Source organism: Janthinobacterium sp. SUN100 (genome assembly GCF_030397705.1).
Lineage (GTDB): Bacteria > Pseudomonadota > Gammaproteobacteria > Burkholderiales > Burkholderiaceae_D > Janthinobacterium > Janthinobacterium kumbetense.
Map to the genome: position 1 here is coordinate 139,960 of NZ_JAPUBU010000008.1, position 19,402 is coordinate 159,361.

General features: G+C 63.1%; 14 protein-coding genes. 6 read left to right on the forward strand and 8 right to left on the reverse strand.

What is annotated here, in order from left to right; genetic code table 11:
- Window positions 1-75 precede the first annotated feature (75 nt).
- Both O0881_RS28680 and O0881_RS28685 read right to left on the reverse strand, forming a co-directional pair.
- On the reverse strand, window positions 76-1,197 hold the full coding sequence (locus O0881_RS28680) for an HD domain-containing phosphohydrolase (RefSeq protein ID WP_289914048.1): 1,122 nt from the start codon (window positions 1,195-1,197) through the stop codon (window positions 76-78).
- Between the two features lie 165 nt (window positions 1,198-1,362).
- Entirely contained in the window at window positions 1,363-2,811 is a 1,449-nt protein-coding gene (locus O0881_RS28685) for a dihydrolipoyl dehydrogenase (RefSeq protein WP_289914049.1), read from the reverse strand.
- Between the two features lie 129 nt (window positions 2,812-2,940).
- Between O0881_RS28685 and O0881_RS28690 the strand changes: the two genes are divergently transcribed.
- On the forward strand, window positions 2,941-3,831 hold the full coding sequence (locus tag O0881_RS28690) for an ArgP/LysG family DNA-binding transcriptional regulator (protein WP_289914050.1): 891 nt from the start codon (window positions 2,941-2,943) through the stop codon (window positions 3,829-3,831).
- A 14-nt stretch (window positions 3,832-3,845) separates the two neighbouring features.
- Here the strand turns inward: O0881_RS28690 and O0881_RS28695 are convergent, their stop codons facing one another.
- Together O0881_RS28695 and hemE are read right to left on the reverse strand one after the other, a co-directional pair.
- Window positions 3,846-5,897: a primosomal protein N' gene (locus O0881_RS28695; protein WP_289914051.1), complete on the reverse strand. Its 2,052-nt coding sequence runs from the start codon at window positions 5,895-5,897 to the stop codon at window positions 3,846-3,848.
- A gap of 840 nt (window positions 5,898-6,737) precedes the next feature.
- Complete coding sequence (gene hemE, locus O0881_RS28700) at window positions 6,738-7,823, reverse strand: uroporphyrinogen decarboxylase (protein WP_251351547.1); 1,086 nt, start codon at window positions 7,821-7,823, stop codon at window positions 6,738-6,740.
- Between the two features lie 200 nt (window positions 7,824-8,023).
- Here hemE and O0881_RS28705 point away from each other — a divergent pair, with 200 nt between their 5' ends.
- The 5 genes from O0881_RS28705 to O0881_RS28725 all read left to right on the forward strand — a co-directional run bounded on the left by O0881_RS28705 (window position 8,024) and on the right by O0881_RS28725 (window position 17,284).
- The gene (locus O0881_RS28705; RefSeq protein ID WP_289914052.1) at window positions 8,024-9,967 is read left to right on the forward strand and encodes a S9 family peptidase; all 1,944 of its coding nucleotides are present in this window, start codon (window positions 8,024-8,026) and stop codon (window positions 9,965-9,967) included.
- Entirely contained in the window at window positions 9,964-14,145 is a 4,182-nt protein-coding gene (locus O0881_RS28710) for a DEAD/DEAH box helicase (protein ID WP_289914053.1), read from the forward strand. The genes O0881_RS28705 and O0881_RS28710 overlap by 4 nt, the downstream gene beginning before the upstream one ends.
- Before the next feature lie 69 nt (window positions 14,146-14,214).
- Window positions 14,215-14,703: a hypothetical protein gene (locus tag O0881_RS28715; RefSeq protein ID WP_251351544.1), complete on the forward strand. Its 489-nt coding sequence runs from the start codon at window positions 14,215-14,217 to the stop codon at window positions 14,701-14,703.
- A gap of 169 nt (window positions 14,704-14,872) precedes the next feature.
- Window positions 14,873-16,732, forward strand: coding sequence for a DUF885 domain-containing protein (locus tag O0881_RS28720; protein ID WP_289914083.1), 1,860 nt, complete (start codon window positions 14,873-14,875; stop codon window positions 16,730-16,732).
- Between the two features lie 171 nt (window positions 16,733-16,903).
- On the forward strand, window positions 16,904-17,284 hold the full coding sequence (locus tag O0881_RS28725) for a hypothetical protein (RefSeq protein ID WP_289914054.1): 381 nt from the start codon (window positions 16,904-16,906) through the stop codon (window positions 17,282-17,284).
- Window positions 17,285-17,377: 93 nt separating this feature from the next.
- Here the strand turns inward: O0881_RS28725 and tatC are convergent, their stop codons facing one another.
- The 4 genes from tatC to O0881_RS28745 all read right to left on the reverse strand — a co-directional run bounded on the left by tatC (window position 17,378) and on the right by O0881_RS28745 (window position 19,400).
- A complete protein-coding gene (gene tatC, locus O0881_RS28730) occupies window positions 17,378-18,133 on the reverse strand; it encodes a twin-arginine translocase subunit TatC (protein ID WP_077398220.1) in 756 nt (251 codons plus the stop codon).
- Window positions 18,130-18,663, reverse strand: coding sequence for a Sec-independent protein translocase protein TatB (tatB, locus tag O0881_RS28735; RefSeq protein ID WP_289914055.1), 534 nt, complete (start codon window positions 18,661-18,663; stop codon window positions 18,130-18,132). The genes tatC and tatB overlap by 4 nt, the downstream gene beginning before the upstream one ends.
- A gap of 48 nt (window positions 18,664-18,711) precedes the next feature.
- Window positions 18,712-18,948: a Sec-independent protein translocase subunit TatA gene (gene tatA / locus O0881_RS28740; protein WP_034780931.1), complete on the reverse strand. Its 237-nt coding sequence runs from the start codon at window positions 18,946-18,948 to the stop codon at window positions 18,712-18,714.
- A gap of 80 nt (window positions 18,949-19,028) precedes the next feature.
- Window positions 19,029-19,400, reverse strand: coding sequence for a histidine triad nucleotide-binding protein (locus tag O0881_RS28745; RefSeq protein ID WP_099666083.1), 372 nt, complete (start codon window positions 19,398-19,400; stop codon window positions 19,029-19,031).
- Between the last annotated feature and the right edge of the window lie 2 nt (window positions 19,401-19,402).

Sequence of the window (19,402 nt, forward strand, 5' to 3'; positions counted from 1 at the left end):
TAGGCGCATTGCCGAAGACAGTACGAAAGTACGACTAGGCAATGCAACAACGCCATGGGCGTCTTTCCAGGCGCTCTACGTTCTGGCGCTGCGGCCCCATAGCTGGTCGGGCCGGAACTGCAGCCCCGCCTGCTCCGCGCTGAGCACTTCGCGGATGGCGTGCAAGTCCACGCGCGTATCGCGCCGCAGCGGCACGTCCAGGCGCGCGCCGCGGGGGCCGATCAGCGATTGCACGTGGGGCGTGCTGGCATTCAAGCCCTTGCGCGTGACGACGCCGATTTCTCCATTCAACAGTTTCACGAAGGTGCCGATGGGGTAGATGCCCAGCTCGCGCACCAGCAAGGACGCCAGCGGCGCATCCAGGGTGGCCTTGTCGGCCATCAACATTTCGCGCAGGGCCACGTTCGGCAGCAAGGGCTGGCGGTAGCTGCGCTTCGATACGCGCGCGCAATAGCGGTCGGCCAGCATGATCAGGCGGGCGCCGATGCCGATCGCCTCGCCTTGCGTGCCCAGCGGATAGCCGCTGCCATCGATATTTTCATGGTGCTGCAACACGGCTTGCAGCCAGACGGCGTCCGTCACGCCCGTCGCGCGCAGCAAGTCGACACCGGCTTGCGGATGGGCGCGCAAATAGGCGCGTTCCTGCGCATCCAGCGGCCCCGCCTTGTGCTGAAAATCCGCATGGCGTTCCAGCATGCCCACATTCATGCTCAGCGCGGCCAGCACCACGCTGCGGATCACGCCCTCATCGAGTTTCAGGGCGCGCGCCAGCAAGGCCGTGATGACGGCCGTGTCGACGCTGTGACGCACGGCAAAGTCGCCCGCGCCCTGGTTGTGCAAGATGCAAGCCAGCGCCACGTCGGCGTCCAGCACGACCGCCTCTTCCACCAGCTGCGCCAGCGCGGCCAGCGGCAGGTGGCTGCCCGCTTGCCCGGCGGCAATGGCCGGCAAGACGAGGGCCAGGCCCGCCGTGACGAGGTTCAGCATGCGCAAGGCCGACGGCGCTTCCGTGGCCGTGCGCGGCACGTCGGCACTGGCATCGGCGATGACGCCGCGCGCCAGCAGCAATTCGATCTGGTTCTCGCTGCTGATGACATGGCCCAGCCTGGCCAGCAAGCCGCCCGTTTCGCCGTGCACGTCCCAGGGCAAGGCCACGCCCAGTGCGAGTTCTCCCGCGTAAATGCGCCGAATTTTCACATCGTCTCCATCATCGCCTGCACCCGCCTGTTTTTACCATCCTGGCATCAGCGGTATGTACCGATTGAAATGTTTTTTGCTTTTAATCAATATTTCAATGTGGCAGCGATGATCGCGCAATCATGTGAGCTTGTCTACAAAATTATGTAAATCGCAAAGTTGCATTCAAGGGCCGGGGGTGCAGTCGGCGCAGCCGGGCGCGTGTTCCGGGTCTTTTTCCAGGTGCAGCGCCAGTTCGCGCAAGGCCGTGCGCACGCCTTCCTCGATGACGGGGTGGTAGAACGGCATGTCGAGCATGGCCGGCACCGTCAGCTGCGCCTGGCACGCCCAAGCCAGCAAATGGCCCAGGTGTTCCGCCCGGGGGCCGATCAGCTCGGCGCCGAGAAAGCGCTTGCTGCCGAATTCCGCATACACGCGCAGCAAGCCCTGGTTTTGCAGCATCACGCGGCTGCGGCCTTGGTTGCCGAACGACACGGCGCCGACGGCGAAACGGCCCGCGTGGCTCACGCACAATTGCTGGTATGTCGCGCCCAGGGTGGCGATCTGCGGTTCCGTGAAGGCGATCGTCAACGGCGTGCGGCGCAAGCCCGGTTTGACGTCCGGAAAGCGCGCCGCGTTGTCGCCCGCGATGCGGCCCTCGTCGGCCGCTTCGGGCAGCAGCGGCAGCGCATTGTCGGCATCGCCGGCGATGAAGATGGCGCTCTTGCCGCACTGCATGGTGTGCGCATCATGCAGGGGGACACCATGACGGTCGAGCTCGATTTGCGCCGTTTCCAGGCCGATCTTGTCCACGTTCGGGCGGCGGCCGATGGCGGCCAGCATATACTCGAACTGCTCGGTTTTTTCCACGCCCGCGGCATCGCGGCTGGTGAGCAGGATGCCCTTGCCATCGGGCGTTTTTGCCACGTGCGCGACGCCGGTCATGAAGCGGATATCGAGTTCGCGCGCCAGCACGGCGTCCGCCTCGCGCAGCACCAGCGGGTCCGTCAGCTGCGCGACTTTATTGCCGCGCGCAAACAGGGTCACGCGCACGCCGAGACGCGCCAGCGCCTGGCCCAGTTCCAGGCCGATCACGCCGCTGCCGACCACGGCCACGGAAGCGGGCAAGTCCGTCCACTCGAACACGGCGTCGCTGGTGATGACTCTGTCTCCCGCCGCCTGCCACTCGGGCGGCACGATGGCCGTGGAACCGGTGGCGATCACCACGCTGGCCGCTTCCACCAAGGTGTGTTCATCCACCTGCAATGTGCCGGGGGAAATAAAACGCGCATGGCCGCGCAGTTTTTCTTCGTCGGCAATGGCGTTGACGCCGTCGAGCACGAAGCCGACAAAACGGTCGCGCTCGCTGCGCACCCTGGCCATCACTTGCCGGCCATCGATGCGCGCGGGGCCTGCATGCACGCCGAAAGCCGGCGCGGCAGCCACCGCATGGGCCGCCTCGGCCGCCGCGATCAAGAGTTTGCTGGGCATGCAGCCCACCCTGGCGCACGTCGTGCCGTACGGCCCGCTTTCGATCATCAGCACGCGCTTGCCCTGCATGCGCGCCGCCCTGTGCGCCGTCATGCCGGCCGTGCCGCTGCCGATCACGGCCACATCCACTCGTATCGTCTTCATGCCGCTGTCCATCCGTTTGAGGTTGCTCACAGCGTTCGATACTACCCGTTTGCTGAAAATAAGGTTTTACTTTGCAGCAATATATGCATTAGTATAACTAATCATTTTCAAAATTTATAAGCTGAGCTAATGGGATCACTCGATTATCGCGCGCTCGCCGTGCTGGACGCCGTCGCCAGCCATGGCAGTTTCGACAAGGCCGCCCTGGCGCTGGGCATCACCCAGTCGGCCGTCTCGCAGCGCATCAAGGCGCTGGAAGACGCCAGCGGGCGCCTCTTGATCATCCGTGGCCAGCCAGCCGTGCCGACAGGCCTGGGCCAGCGCCTGATCGTGCATCACCGCAACGTCAAGCTGATGGAAGCCTCGCTCGACATCGACCTGGGCAACAGCGTCAGCATGCCGGAAATCGCCATCGCCATCGATGCCGACAGCCTGGCCACGTGGTTCCCCGACACCTTGTCCGCCCTGCTGGCGCCGCCGCGCTGCCAGCTCGACGTGCGCCTGGCCGACAGCGACAGCGCCTTGCAGATGGTGCGCGACGGCTCCGTGTTCGGCTGCGTGGCGGCCGAGTCGGGCACAGCGATCGATGCGGCGGCCGCCACCAGCGTCACGCCGCTGGGCACCTTGCGCTATGTCTGCGTGGCCACGCCCGTGTTTGCGGGCCACTGGTTCGGCGACGGTTTTATTGCCGAAGCGGTGCAACTGGCGCCGGCCGTCGTGGGCCAGCACGGCTTGCTGGCGCGTTTCCTCGCGGAACAATTGAACATGCGTGAACCGTTTCCGCACCACACCTTGCCGGTGGAAACGGCGCGCCGCGGCTGCGTCCAGGATGGCCTGGCCTATGGCTTGATGCCGCAGCGCCTGGCCGCGCAAGCGCTGGCGACGGACCGTCTCGTCGATCTGATGCCGGGCCGTACCCTGGACGTACCGCTGAGCTGGCATGCCTGGACCCTGGACACGCCGTTTACCAAGCTGCTGTCCGAGCAGATCGTCAAGTCCGCGCGCGACTATCTGAACTAATTCAGTGAATTAATTTAAATATCCAGCGGGTCCACTTCCAGCGACCATTTCACGCGCGTCTTCATGGCGCGCAACTCCATCAGCCATTCCTTTAAAAACGCTTGCAGGGCGGGACGCGAGGCGGATTCCAGCAGCAGCTGCGCGCGGTCCACGTTGTAGACGCGCGTCATGCTCATGGGAATCGGGTCGTTGATGGTCACCTGCGGGTGTTCCATGCATTCCTTGGCCGCCTGCAGGAACTCGATGGCCGTGGCCAGCTCGGGTGCTTCCGCGCGCAGCAGGGCCTGGAACAGATACGGCGGCAGCGCCGCCTGCGCCCGCTCTTCCAGCAAGGTGGTGGCGAAGTGGTCGTAATCGTGGTTGACGACGGCGTCGTACAGCGGATGGCGCGCATAGCGCGTCTGGATCAGCACTTCGGACACGCTGCCCCCTTCCGTCTGCGCGGCCCGTCCGGCCCGGCCCGCCACCTGCATCAGCTGGGCGAACAGCCGTTCGCTGGCCCGGTAATCCTGGGAAAACAGGGCCGTGTCCGGATTCAGAATGCCGACCAGGGTCAGCTTTTTGAAATCGTGGCCCTTGGCCACCATCTGCGTACCGATCAGGATATCCACTTCGCCCCGGTGCACGGTGTCGAACGCTTCCTGCGCGCTGCCTTTCTTGCGCGTGGAATCGGCATCGATGCGCAAGATCCGCGCCTCTGGAAACAATTGCTGCAAGCCCTCTTCCACGCGCTGCGTGCCCCGTCCCAGCGGCTGCAGGTCGACGTTGCCGCAGGTGGGGCAATGGCGGGGAATGCGCAGTTCCAGGCTGCAATGGTGGCAGCGCAGCCGGTGTTCGGGCTTGTGCAGCACCATGAACGAGGTGCAGCGCGTGCAGTTGCTGATCCAGCCGCACGATTCGCAGCAGATCACTGGCGAATAGCCGCGCCGGTTCAAGAACAGCAGCGACTGTTCCCCGCGCTCCATGCGCAGTTTCAAGGCAGCTACCAAATGCGAAGTCAGGCCATCTTTCGGCCGGTCGCGTTCCATGTCGAGAATCTTGACGCGCGGCAACACTGCATTCTTGACGGCCCGTTCGCGCAACTCCAGCTTGCGGTAGCGCCCCGTCTGTGCATGGTGCCAGCTTTCCAGCGACGGTGTGGCCGAACCGAGCACGATGGGAATCTGCAATTGCCAGGCGCGCCACACGGCCAGGTCGCGCGCGGAATAGCGCAAGCCTTCCTGCTGCTTGTAGGAAGGATCGTGCTCTTCATCGATGACGATCAGTTTGAGTTTCGGCAACGACGCCAGGATGGCCAACCGCGTGCCGAGCACGATGCGCGCCTGGCCCTGGTGCGCGGCCAGCCAGTGCAGCATGCGCTCGCCTTCGGACAGGCTGCTGTGCAGGGTGGCCAGCATGACGCCGGGAAAGCGCGCGCGGATATTGCCTTCCAGCTGGGGCGTCAGGTTGATTTCCGGCACCAGGATCAGGATTTGCGCATCGTCCTCGCGCGCCAGCACCTGGGCGCACGCCTGCAGATACACTTCCGTCTTGCCGCTGCCCGTCACGCCGTACAGCAGGGTCGGCTTGAAACCCTGCGCGCCGCCGATGGCGTCGGCCGCTTCTTGCTGGGCAGCATTCAGGGCCGGCATGTTCAGAGGCGTGCCGTCGTGCGCGTCGGCCAGCTTGCCCAGCTTCTTGATGGCGCGGTCGAGCGCCACGGTGGTGAGCACGCGCAAATTCTTCGGTAAACCCGGCAGCGCCACTTCACCGAGCGGACGCTGGTAGTAATCGGCCGCAAAGGCGGCCAGCGCCAGCCATTGCTCCGACAACGGCGCCAGCTGGCTGCGCACGGCCAGCACGTCCTTCAGTTTCGCGGCGGGCACGTCGGTGCTGTCGGACACGCCGACGATCAGCCCCATCACTTCGCGCCGGCCGAACGGCACCAGCGCCAGCTGCCCCACTTGCGGCAGAGGCACGGCAGCGTCCGCATCCGCCGCCGCGTTCCAGCGGTAGTCGAACAGGGCGTTCAAGGGCGTGTCGAGCGCGATGTTCAGGATGCACGACGTCAAAATGCACTGCGACATGGGGGTAGGGCCTATCTCAATAAAAAAGCGCGCCGCAGAATCGATGGCGCGCGGGATGTCCGGCATCAAGCCAGCGGGCCATGATACTTGTTTCGCCCCTCAAACGCCTAACGGCAGGCAGGATGCCGTGGCATCGTGCCTGAAGAAAATTCTGTGGATAACTTTGTGGACAAAGCAAAATTAACTTTCAGAAAAATGTGGACAGAAAATTTCGATCGCCGTCAAGAGCGGCACGCAAGAAAAATTAAGTATTTAAAATCAACGACTTAAAAATTGACGCCCGGGAGGCTGGAAAACCGCAGGGCATTTCCGCCGCTGTGCATAACTGAACCATTTGTAATTTATTTATACAGAAATCAGCCCGCTTTTGCGGCGGCCGATCCGGAAAACCGGCGGCCGCATGCTGCAAAGTTGACAATTGCCGGGCAAGCGTTCGTTTTTCCCTGCCGGGCGACGAAACATTGTTCAATTATCATGCAGTGCAACATGCACTTCAGGTGAAACCTGAACATCGGCGCTAAGTATCGGTTAACAAAATACTTTTCAATTTTATCCACAGAATCTGTTGATAACTTTGTGGACAATGAAGGAATAAGGCAGGCGAACGAAAGAATAACCTTATCAATAGCAACAAAGTCCGCCGAACAAGGCTTTTTTTATGTCTTAATAATCAAGCACTTGCAGAGCGTCTCCGGGCATGGCTTTTCGACTGCCTCTTATTTCCGCAGCAAAAAAAATTGTGCATAAGTCGGTATTTCTTGCGAAGGCGCAGCAAAGAAAAAGGCAGGCTTTCGCTGGAAAGCCTGCCTTTCTGCCCCTGCGCCAGGGGAAAACGGCTACTTACTGGCCGCTGCGCATGGCGCGGCTCATGCTGTGCACGGCTTCCACCATCGCCTCCACCGATTCCGGCGGCGTGAACTGGGAAATGCCGTGGCCCAGGTTGAACACGTGGCCCGTGCCTTCCGACGGCGCGCCGAAGGCGTTGAGCACTTTCGCCACTTCGGCGCGGATCTGCTCGGGGCTGGCAAACAGGATGGCCGGGTCCAGATTGCCTTGCAAGCCCACTTTATGGCCCACCAGCTGGCGCGCGCGCGTCAGGTTGACGGTCCAGTCCAGGCCCACGGCATCGGCGCCGATGTCGGCGATCTGCTCGATCCACTGGCCGCCGCCCTTGGTAAACACGATGGCAGGGATTTTCACGCCATCCTTGTCGCGTTTCAATTGCGCCACCACTTGCTGCATGTAGGCCAGCGAGAATTCCTGGTAGGCGCCATCGGCCAGCGCACCGCCCCAGGAATCGAAAATCATCACGGCTTGCGCGCCGGCATCAATTTGCGCATTCAGGTACTGCGCCACGGAAGTGGCGTTGATGGCCAGGATGTGGTGCATCAGGTCCGGGCGGTTGTACAGCATCTTCTTGATGGTGTGGAACTCTTTCGAGCCGCCGCCTTCCACCATGTAGCACGCCAGGGTCCACGGGCTGCCGGAAAAACCGATCAGCGGCACGCGGCCGTTGAGTTCCGTGCGGATCTGCGTGACGGCCTTGAAGACGTAGTCGAGCGATTCCAGGTCCGGCACTTGCAATGCCTTCACATCCTGTTCCGTGCGCAGCGGGCGCTCGAACTTCGGGCCTTCGCCATCGGCGAAATACAGGCCCAGTCCCATGGCGTCAGGCACCGTCAGGATGTCGGAAAACAGGATGGCCGCGTCGAGCGGGAAACGCTCCAGGGGCTGCAAGGTCACTTCCGTGGCGTAATCGGGATTCTTTGCCAGGCCCAGGAAGGAACCGGCCCGCTCGCGCGTGGCGCGGTATTCGGGCAAATAGCGGCCCGCCTGGCGCATCAGCCAGACTGGGGTGTGCTCAGTCGGCTGGCGCAGCAGGGCGCGCAGGAAAGTATCGTTCTGGAGCGGAGCAAATTGTGGCATGGAAGGCAATCAATAGCTTGGAGAAGCGGTATTATCGCATCCAATCGCCGCCATTTCATTGATTCCGGTGCCGCTTTGCAGCATTTGCCACGCACAGCGATGACTTTCGTTGTGCCAGCCCTTCCATTATGATGATGCACGCCGCCGCGCGCCTTGACCCTGCCTGGCGGCCCTTGATCCCCTCACTATACGGAGCCCGCATGACCTCGACCGCATCCAGCACCCCTTATGGCATCTGGCCATCGCCGATCAGCGCGGCCATCGTCGCCGCCGGCGCCTCGCCGCTGACGCAGCTGGCCCTGGGCGGTGCGGATGGCGGCGACGTGTTCTGGCTGGCCGGGCGCGCCAGCGAGGCGGGCCGCAACACCCTGCTGCGCCAGCGCGGCGCGCGCGTCGATGAATTGACGCCGGCGCCCTTCAATGTGCGCACCCGCGTGCATGAATATGGCGGCGGCGCGTATGCCGTGGCCGGCGATACCGTCTACTTTTCGCATTTCGCCGACAATTGCCTGTACCGCGTGAGCGGCGACGGCGCGCCCGCAGCGTTCACCACGGGCGGCAACACGCGCCATGCGGATTTCGTCGTCGATGCGGCCCGTTCCCGCCTGATCGCCGTGCGCGAGCAGCATCCGCAGGAAGGTCATGCCCTGCCGGAAAACTGCCTGGCCGCCGTCGGCTTCGACGGGCGCGAAACGGTGCTGGCGCGCGGCCACGATTTCTATGCGGCGCCGCGTTTGTCGCCGGACGGCAGCCAGCTGGCCTGGATCAGCTGGGACCACCCGCGCCTGCCGTGGCAAGGCACGGAACTGTGGCTGGCCGACGTGCACGCGGACGGCAGCCTGGGCTCGCCCCGCCTGATCGCCGGCGGCGCGCGCGAATCGATCTGCCAGCCGGAATGGTCGCCGAACGGCTTGCTGCACTTCGTTTCCGACAGCAGCGGCTGGTGGAATCTGTACCGCCTGCACGGCGCCGACATCGAGGCGCTGTGCCCGATGGAAGCGGAATTTGCCACGCCGCACTGGACCTTCGGCGGCAGCATGTACGGTTTCCTGTCCGACGACGAGATCGTCTGCACGTATATCCAGGCCGGCATCAGCTACCTGGCGCAATTGAACGTGGCGGCGGCCAAGCTCGAGCCGATACCGCACCCGTACCAGGAAATCCGCGAGCTGCGCGTGGGCCCCGGCTTCGTCGCGCTGCTGGGCGGCAGCCCCACCATTGCGCTGGAACTGGCGCGCATCGATTTGGCTAACCACGAGCTGGAAGTGCTGGCCCAGTCGATCACGGCCCTGCCTGCGCTCGGCTACCTGTCCGTGCCGCGCAGCTTGAGCTATCCGAGCAACAATGGCCGCACGGCGCACGCCTTCTTTTATGCGCCCACGAATGGCGACGTGCAGGCGCCGGCAGGAACATTGCCACCAGTCATCGTCATCAGCCACGGCGGCCCCACCAGCATGGCCAGCAATACCTTGAAACTGGCGACGCAGTACTGGACCAGCCGCGGCATCGGCGTGCTCGACGTCAACTATGGCGGCAGCAGCGGCTTCGGCCGCGAATACCGCGACGCGCTGCGCGGGCAGTGGGGCATCGTCGACGTGGAAGACTGCATCGCCGGCGCGCGCTACCTGGCCGCCAACGGCCTGGCCGACCCGGAGCGCCTGATCATCCGCGGCGGCAGCGCGGGCGGCCTGACGACCCTGTGCGCATTGACGTTCCACGACGTCTTCAAGGCGGGCGCCAGTTACTATGGCGTATCCGACCTGAAGGGCCTGGACAACGATTCGCACAAGTTCGAATCGCGCTACACCGACTACCTGATCGCTTCGCAGCCGCAAGCCGAGGCGCTGTACCGCGAGCGCTCGCCCATCCACCACACGGATAAATTGTCGCGCCCGATGATCTTCTTCCAGGGCCTCGATGACAAGGTGGTGCCGCCGCAGCAGTCGCAGTTGATGGTCGACGCCCTGCAGGCGCGCGGCGTGCCCGTCGCGTATGTGCCGCTCGAAGGCGAGGGCCACGGCTTCCGCAAGGCGGAAAACATCGTGCGCACCCTGGACGCGGAACTGTATTTCTACCAGCGCATGTTCGGCCTGCCCGTGGCGGCCGGCGAGCCTCCCGTGCATATCGCCAATTTGCCCGCATGACCGAGCAAAATGTCGACCAGCATCTGCTGGACGAGTTCGCCGCACTGGAGCAGCATGAGCAGATGATCCTGGCCCTGCTGGCGATCACGGGCGAACCGGTGGGCAAGCATGCCGTGTACGAACACTTGCAGCGCGCCAATGTCGTCGAACCGGACGGCACGCCGTTTTCCCTGCTGGTGGTGACGAACATGCTGCTGCGGCTGACGCGCCTGGCGCTGGCGTCGGAAATCGTGGGACGGGGCTTTGCCTGCGAAGCGAGGCTGCGCTGGCCCGCCATGCGCGCGGCCATCGAGCACCTGGTGTTTCGCGACCTGTGCCAGGCCATCGAGCTGATCAATCCCGTGCGCCGCAACTGGGATGGCTATGTGGAGCTGCGCAGCTACCGCCAAGGCGTGGCGCGCCTGCGCATCGCCCTGCTGCGCAATGACGAGGTGCGTCACGTGGCCGCCATCCTGGCCGCCTGCATGGCGTGCTATGAAGCGCAGCAGCTGCATCCGCTGATCGAAATCTTCGGTCGGCCGTTCGAGCCGGAAATGTTGTCTTTCGTCATGCCGCAACTGCAGGATGACATCCTCGCCGTGCTGCTGGGCAATGCGCCGCGCGAGCCGGGCACGGCGCACGCCATCCGCGCGTACGCGCGCGCCCACCACGCGCGCCAGGCGGCGGCCGGCGACCATATCGGCGCCGCCCTGCCGCTGGCCCTGGCCGAAGACGCCCTGCTGTGCGGCGAACTCGACGCGGCTGCGCGCTACCTGGCAGGCCAGCAGGGCCCGCAGGTGCTGTTTCTCGACAGCGGCATCGCCCTGTTGCGCGGCGAACATGCGCACGCCGTGGCGGGCTTCGAGACGGCCTTGAAGGGCTTGCGCAAGGAAACAGGCAAGCGCAAGCTGTGCTTCACGGGCATCGGCGGCCACTTGTACGTGCTGGCCTTGCTGCGCAGCAACGACGCCAAGCTGCTGAAAAGCGCGGAAACTTACCTCGATATCGCCCTGCACGCGCAACCGAACCACGACAGCATCGTCTACCAGCAACTCAATACCCTGCGCCTGGTGCGCGCCGGCGTGCAGCTGGCGGAAAGCATCCCCACGCGCAGCTGGGAAACGGCACTGCAGGCACAGCTGTTCCAAGCCTTGTTGTACTACTGGCTGGCGCTGCCGCAGTTGAGCGAACGCAAGGATCAGCTGCGATCGCTGGTGCAGCAAGCCGATACGGCCGGCTACGATTTGATCGCCGCGCAGGCGGCCGGCTTGCTGGGCTTGATGGGCGAGCCGCAGCAGGAGCGCTATGCGACGGCCAAGCGGGCGCAACATGGCTTGACGGACATGGCGCCGTGGTTCGAGCGCCAGGAAGCGTGGCAGCGCCAGCTGAGCGCGCTGATCAACCTGCAGCAGAACGCGCCCGCCGAGGCGCTGGGCGGCGTGTCGCGCCTCGTGTGGCTGGTGGCGTTCGACCCGCGCTTCGGCCTGACGGCCGTGGAGGTGCGCGAGCAGAAGCGCGACGCGCGGGGCGGCTGGAGCAAGGGTCGCGCCATGGGCTTGAAACGCCTGGCCGAGGAGGCGGGCGACATCGATTTCCTCACGCCGCAGGATGCGCGCGCGGCGGGCAGCATCGCGCCTTTTAAACAATATTATTCGTCGGCGCCCCGCTATGAAGTCGAGCTGGACAAGGCAGCCGTCTTGCTGGTGGGCCACCCGCTCGTGTTCTGGCTCGATCACCCCGACACGCGCGTGGAGCTGATCGCCGGCGCGCCCGAGCTCCTCATCAAGTCGCACGAGGGGCAACTGTGGCTGGGCATGCAGCCGCCATTGCCCGACAACGGCAGCAATGTCGTGGTGCAGCGCGAGACGCCGACGCGTTTGCGCGTGGTGCACATCCTCGACGAACACCGGCGCATCGGCGCCATCGTGGGCCTGGGCCTGTCCGTGCCCCTGCATGCGGAAAAACAGGTGATGCAGGCGATCGGCGCCATCTCGTCCATGGTCACCGTGCAATCGGACATCGGCGGCGGCGCGGGCGATGCGGAAGCGATCACGGCCGACCACCGCCTGCACGTGCACCTGCTGCCCTACCAGCAGGGTCTGAAAATGCAGATTCTGGTGCGGCCCCTGCTCGACAACGGCGCCTATTACGCACCGGGCAGCGGCGCCGAGAGCGTGTTTGCCGATGTGGCGGGCCGGGCCGTGCAAGCGCGGCGCGACTTGAACGCGGAACGCGAAGCGCAGCGCCAGCTCATTGGTCGCTGCCTGGTGCTGGAAGAGGCGGAAGAAGAGCATGGCGAGTGGCTGCTGGGCCAGCCTGCCCTAGGCTTGCAACTGCTGGTGGAGCTGCAGGCGCTGGACCCGGACGGCATGGTATTGGCATGGCCCGAAGGCGAAACCATGCGCGTGTCGAAACGCATCGACAGCGGCCAGATGCGCCTCAACATCAAGAGCGAGAAAGACTGGTTTGCCGCCAGCGGCGAAGTGCAGATCGATGAAGACAAGGTGATGGATTTACGCGCCCTGCTCGACTTGATGCAGAACAACAAAAGCCGCTTCGTGGCCCTGGGCGACAACCAGTTCCTGGCTCTGAGCGACGAGCTGCACCGCCGGCTGTCGGAGCTGGCCGCATATGGCGAGGCGCATGCCGATGGCGTACACATCCACCCGCTGGCCGCCTTCGCGCTGGAAGAGCTGGCCAACGACGCGGGCGGCGTGAAGGCCGACAAACTGTGGCGCGAACACTTGCTGCGCCTGCGCGCCCTCGACGACTATCAGCCGCAGCTGCCCAGCACCTTGCAGGCGGACTTGCGCGACTACCAGCTGGCCGGTTTTAACTGGCTGGCGCGCCTGGCGCACTGGGGCGTGGGCGCCTGCCTGGCCGACGACATGGGTTTAGGTAAAACCTTGCAGGCGCTGGCGCTGATCCTGGCGCGCGCGCCGCACGGCCCCACTCTCGTCGTCGCCCCCACGTCCGTGTGCATGAACTGGATCAGCGAAGCGCAGCGCTTCGCGCCCACCTTGAACATCAAATTGTTTGGCAGCGGCGACCGCGCCGACATGCTGGAAACATTGCAGCCGTTCGACGTGGTGGTGGCCAGCTATGGCTTGCTGCAACAGGAAGCCACTATGTTTGCCGGCGTGCGCTGGCATACGATCGTGCTCGACGAAGCGCAAGCCATCAAGAATGGCGCCACCAAGCGCTCGCAAGCCGTGATGGCCCTGCAGGGGGACTTCCGCATGGTGGCCAGCGGCACGCCGCTGGAAAACCACCTGGGTGAATTGTGGAACCTGTTCCGCTTCATCAACCCCGGTTTGCTGGGTACCCTCGATCAGTTTAATTTGCGCTTTGCCGGACCCATTGAGAAAGATCAAGACAAGCGCGCGGCGGCCGGCGCGCGCCTGCGGCTGCGCCGCCTGATCGCACCATTCATCTTGCGCCGCACGAAGACGCAAGTGCTGTCGGAATTGCCGTCGCGCACGGAAATCGTGCTGGAAGTGGAATTGTCGCCGCAAGAAACGGCGCTGTACGAATCCTTGCGCCGCGCAGCGCTGGAAAAACTGGCCATGGTGGAAGGGCCAGCGTCGAAGAAGGCCATCCAGATCCTGGCCGAGATCATGAAGCTGCGCCGCGCCTGCTGCAACCCGCAACTGGTGGCGCCCGAGCTGGGCCTGGCCAGCAGCAAGCTGGCGGCGTTCGCCCAGTTGTTGTCGGGCTTGCTGGAAAACCGCCACAAGGTGCTCGTCTTCAGCCAGTTCGTCGACCATTTGACCCTGATCCGCCAGCACCTGGAGCAGCATGGCGTCAGTTACCAGTATCTCGATGGCAGCACGCCCATGCAGGAGCGCAAGCGCCGCGTCGACGCCTTCCAGGCGGGCGAGGGCGACGTTTTCCTCATCAGCCTGAAGGCGGGCGGCATGGGCATCAATCTGACGGCGGCCGACTACGTGATCCACATGGACCCGTGGTGGAACCCGGCCGTGGAAGACCAGGCGTCGGACCGGGCCCACCGCATGGGGCAATTGCGCCCCGTCACCATTTACCGGCTGGTGGCGAAACATACGATCGAGGAAGGCATCGTCGAATTGCATCAGCACAAGCGCGACCTGGCCGACAGCCTGCTGGAAGGCAGCGACGCGGCCGCGCGCATGTCGGCCAATGACATGCTGGGCATGCTGCAGGAGGGGTTGAAGCAATGAGATTGAAAAAATGAGCGGCGCCACCGCGTTCCATGCGATGATCGTTTTTCCCTGTTTTGATGCCACGCCATGACCGACTATATCGCCACCAGCGCCGGCCAGCGCGCCACCTTTTTGTGCGGCAAATCCTGGACCGCCTACGTCAGCACCTTCCTCATCGCCGTGCTGCTGTTCTTTGCCGCCCTGCCGCTGGCCTTCAAGTACAACGCGCGCGCCGCCTTCGTCGTGCTGATCGGCTCGGCCCTGATCGTCGGCTACCGCCTGCTGACCATCCGCAGCTATCAGCTGTACTACGACGAAGCGGGCGTCTGGCTGGCGTCCGGCATCTTGCCGTGGAAAAAGAAACTGACGGGCGTCAAATGGCGCGACATGGATGAAGCCGTCTATGAAACGAACTTCTGGAGCTGGCTGTTCCAGTCTTATACGGTACGAGTCAGCCAGCGCTACACGCAGGAAACGGAAATCCACGCCACCGGCATGGCGCGCGGCAAGGATGCCGTGGCAGCCATCAATGCGCGCCACCAGGAATTGCTGCACGGCAGCGCCATTGTCGTCTAGCGCCGCGCACTCCCGGCGCAAAAAACTGCGCAGCGGCGGCAATTAATGCTAATCTTTGGGCCGCCCAGGCAAGCAAGGCCAACCTTTCAATAGTTGTTTGTTACTTATATTATCAGTTTATTATTTTCTGATCAGGACAAACAGCAAAATATTCAAGAGATAAACTATGCTGATAAAAAATAAAGTTGCGCTCGCCGCATTGATGATGGCCTTTACCCTGACACCGGCCAGCGCCGCCAAGAAGCCGCAGAAGCAAGGCAAGGCCAGCACCAGCAGCAGCAAGAAAAAAACCGTCGGCAAGAAGGCGGCCGTCGTCAGCGCCGCCACGGCAGCCACGGTAGCGGCCGTCGCCAGCGAGAACAGCAGCGACCGTTCCATGAATAACCTCAGCGGCCAGTTCCTCACGGCCCTGTGGCGCCTGGACCCGGAAAGCGCGATTTCGGTCGGCAAATACGATGGCGCCGCCAACCTGAGCATTCCCGACGCGGCCAGCCGCCAGAAGCAACTGGCCTTCATCGAAGAATGGCTCGGCAAATTCGGCAAGCTGAATGCGAGCAAAATGTCGGACAAGCAACGTACCGACCTGGCCCTGCTGACGAATAAACTGCAATCGGACCGCTGGTATCTGACCACCTTCCGCGAATTCGAATGGAATCCCGCCCAATACAACGTGGCCGGTTCCATCGACTTCATCCTGAACACGGAATACGCGGCCCAGCCGCAGCGCCTGCGCACCTTGCTCAAGCGCATCGCCACCGTGCCGCAATACTATGCGGCCGCGCGCGCCAGTATCACTCACCCCACGCGCGAACACACGCAGCTGGCCATCGCCCAGAGCGCCGGCGTGCTCAGCGTGCTTGACGACCTGAACAAGACGGCACAGGGCTCCATCCTGACGCCGGTGGAAAAACAGCTGTACACCGCCCGCATCGCCGCGGCCCGCACGGCCGTGCAAGGCTACGCCGCGTGGCTGACGGAACAGGATGCCGCGCTGGCGCAGAACGGCAACGCGCGCTCCTTCCGCATCGGCAAGGAGTTGTATGAGCAGAAATTCGCCTACGATATCCAGGCCAGCGTGAGCGCCGAACAGATGTACCAGAAAGCCCTGGCCGCGCGCGAAAAGCTGCTCGAGCACATGGATAGCCTGTCCGACGAACTGTGGGTGAAAACCATGGGCGCCACGGCCAAGCCGGCGGACCGCACGGCAAAGATTGGCATGGTGATCGACAAGCTGTCCAGCAACCATGTGGCGCCTGCCGATTTCGTGCCGGAAATCCGCCGCCAGATTCCCGAGCTGCAGGAATGGGTGACCAGCCACAACCTGCTGACGATGGACCCGAAAAAGCCCCTGGTCGTGCGCGAAACGCCCGCCTACCAGCGCGGCGTGGCTGGCGCCAGCATCGAAGCGCCCGGCCCGTATCGCCCGCAAGACCGCACCTATTACAACGTGACGCCGCTCGACGGCGAAACGCCGGAACAGGCGGAAAGCAGCTTGCGCGAATACAACCACTGGATCTTGCAGATCCTGAATATCCACGAAGCCATCCCCGGCCACTACACGCAGCTCGTGTACGCCAACAAGTCGCCATCGCTGGTCAAGTCCATCTTCGGCAACGGCGCCATGATCGAAGGCTGGGCCGTGTATGGCGAACGCATGATGCTCGAGTCCGGCTATGGCAATAACGCGCCGGAAATGTGGTTGATGTATTCGAAGTGGAACTTGCGCAGCGTCACCAATACCATTCTCGACTACAGCGTGCACGTGCAGGGCATGACGGAAGCGCAGGCGCTCGACCTGCTGACGCGCCAAGCCTTCCAGACCCAGCGTGAAGCCAAGGAAAAATGGCGCCGCGTGCAGCTGAGCTCGGTGCAACTGACCAGCTATTTCAGCGGCTACAGCGAAATCATGGACTTGCGCGAACAGCGCAAGCAAGCGCTGGGCAGCAAATTCGTGCTGAAGGATTTCCATGAGCAATTCCTCAGCTACGGCAGCGCGCCCGTGAAAGTCATCAAGGAATTGATGAATTAACTGGCGCTCGCCGTCAGCTTGCAAAGGGCGCCGCGGCGCCCTTTTTGCATGCGTTTGCGCCGCCGCAAACCACTGGCGCGCCGGTCCATTAAGCTCATGGGAAGGCAGGCGCCACCGCACTCCTCACTGGCAATTGCCGATTTTCCTGCTAGGCTGGATACAGGAGCGTCCATGCATATGCCCATCCAGTTCGACACCCTCGATGACGCCAAACGCCTCGCCTCGGCCGGCGTGCCCACCCAGCAGGCGGAAGCGCATGCGACGGCACTGGGTGAAGTACTGGGCTCGGCCGTGGTCGTGCATGGCGAACTGGCGGCGCTGGAGCGCAATCTGCTGGGGGAAATCAAGCTGGTGGCGCAAAAGGTCGATACCAGAGTGGATGCGCTGGAACTGAAATTCGATACCAGAATAGATGCACTGGAGCAAAAACTCGATGCCCGCCTGGAGCGCATGGACTTGCGCCATGGCGCGGACATGAAGCACGTGTACTGGATGATGAGCACCCTGATCCTGCTCAACTTGGGCATCCTCAGCAAGCTGATGCTGCAGTAAGCACACACTCACTTGCGCAACCATGAAAAAGCCGCTGCTCCGGAAGGAGGTCAGCGGCTTTTGCCTGCGTATCTTGCACGTGCCAGCTTGCGTCTAGGACGCTTCTTCCGGCGCCTGGGTAGCCCTGACGAAGATGGGCGCCACCAGCAGGCCCAGCTCGAACAGCAGGCACATCGGGATGGCCAGCGAGAACTGGCTGACCACGTCCGGCGGTGTGACGATGGCGGCAATCACGAAGGCGCCGACGATGATGTAGGGACGCACTTCCTTGAGTTTCGCGATAGTAACCAAGCCCATGCGCACGAGGATCACCACCACCACGGGCACTTCGAAGGTGGCGCCAAAGGCCAGGCACATCGACATGACGAAATCGAGGTAGTTTTCGATATCGGGCGTGACGGCGATCGACGAGGGAGAGAAATCGCTGATGAAGTGGAACACGCGGCCAAACACAAAGAAATAGCAGAAGGCCACGCCGGCCATGAACAGCAGGGACGACGAGATGACCAGCGGCGCGATCAGGCGCTTTTCATGCGTGTACAGGCCGGGGGCGATAAACGCCCACATCTGGTACAGCACCCAGGGCAAGGCGACGATGAAGGCGATCACCAAGGTCACTTTCATCGGCACCAGGAACGGTGAAATGACGCCGGTGGCGATCATTTTCGAGCCGGCAGGCAACGAGGCGATCATCGGCGCAGCGATAAAATCGTAGATATGCGAAGGCCCGGGCCAGTAAAACAGCACGGCGCAGACGACGGCGATACCGATCGAGGCCTTGACCAGGCGGTTGCGCAGCTCGACCAGATGCGAGATAAAGGTTTCTTCCACCGGAGATTTGCTACTCATGAGTAAAAGGAGGAGGAACTGGCGCGCGGACGAAAGCGCGCCACGCGGGCAGCCGCCGACTGCACGTGCAGCTTGCCGCCATGGCGCTGCTTGTACCAGCCGGGGATGGCGGAATTGCGCACCAGCTTCTTGCGGCGGAATTCGCGCGCCTTGCGGGCCAGGTCATCGTTGGTCGCGCGCAGCATGGCTTCATGGGCATCGTGCTGCCCCTCATACGAACTGGCATCGCCGCGCCAGGCGCTTTCCACCTCGGCCAGGTTGCCGGAGATCGAGTTTTCCACGCCATGCATGGATTTCTCCACGCTTTGCTTGACGGAATGGGCCGCATCCTGCACTTCCTTCTGCAGGTTTTTCAGCTCTTCCATTTCAATTTCGCGCGAGACTTCAGATTTCACCTGGTTCAGATAGCGTTGCGCGCGGCCATACAGGGTACCGGCCATGCGCGCCACTCTCGGCAACTTTTCAGGGCCGATGACTATCAACGCAACCACGCCGATGATGGCGATTTTAGAGAGACCGAGATCGATCATAAGCGGACAAGGGCTGTTACCGGACGAGGCAAGCGCCCCGCCACGCTATCAGAACTTGCTTTTCTCTTTCGTTTCGACGTCGATGGTGCTTTTGTCGGCCACTTGCGATGGCGCAGCAGGAGGGGTGTTGGCTGCCGGGGCGTCATCTTCGCCCTTGACGCCATCCTTGAAGCCTTTGACGGCCTTGCCGATATCACCGCCGATATTGCCCAGTTTCTTGGTGCCGAAGACCAGCATCACAATGACCAGAACGATCACCCAGTGCCAAATACTCAATGAACCCATCACATTCTCCTTGCGGGACGGTGCCCGAATAGCGTCGACCAATGCCGGTAGTATACACGCGAACCCGGCGCGCAGCGAAATCAGTGTTGACCGCGCCAGGGGCGGGGACCGCCGTACACATGCATGTGCAGGTGATACACCTCTTGCCCGCCGTTCGGGCCGCTGTTGATCATGGTCTTGAAGCCCCCGGCCGGCGCGCCATCGGCGTCATACGTGACGGCGCAGCCGAACTCGGCAGCGAGCTTCGGCGCCAGGCGCAGCAGCTTGCCCAGCATCTCCGTATGGCTGTCATCGCAGTCGGACAGGCTGGCCACGTGGCGCTTCGGGATCAACAGCAGATGCACGGGGGCGGCCGGGTTGATGTCCTTGAAGGCCAGCAAGTCCTCGTCTTCATACACGATGGTCGAGGGAATTTGTTTTGCAGCAATCTTGCAAAAAATACAGTTATCCACAC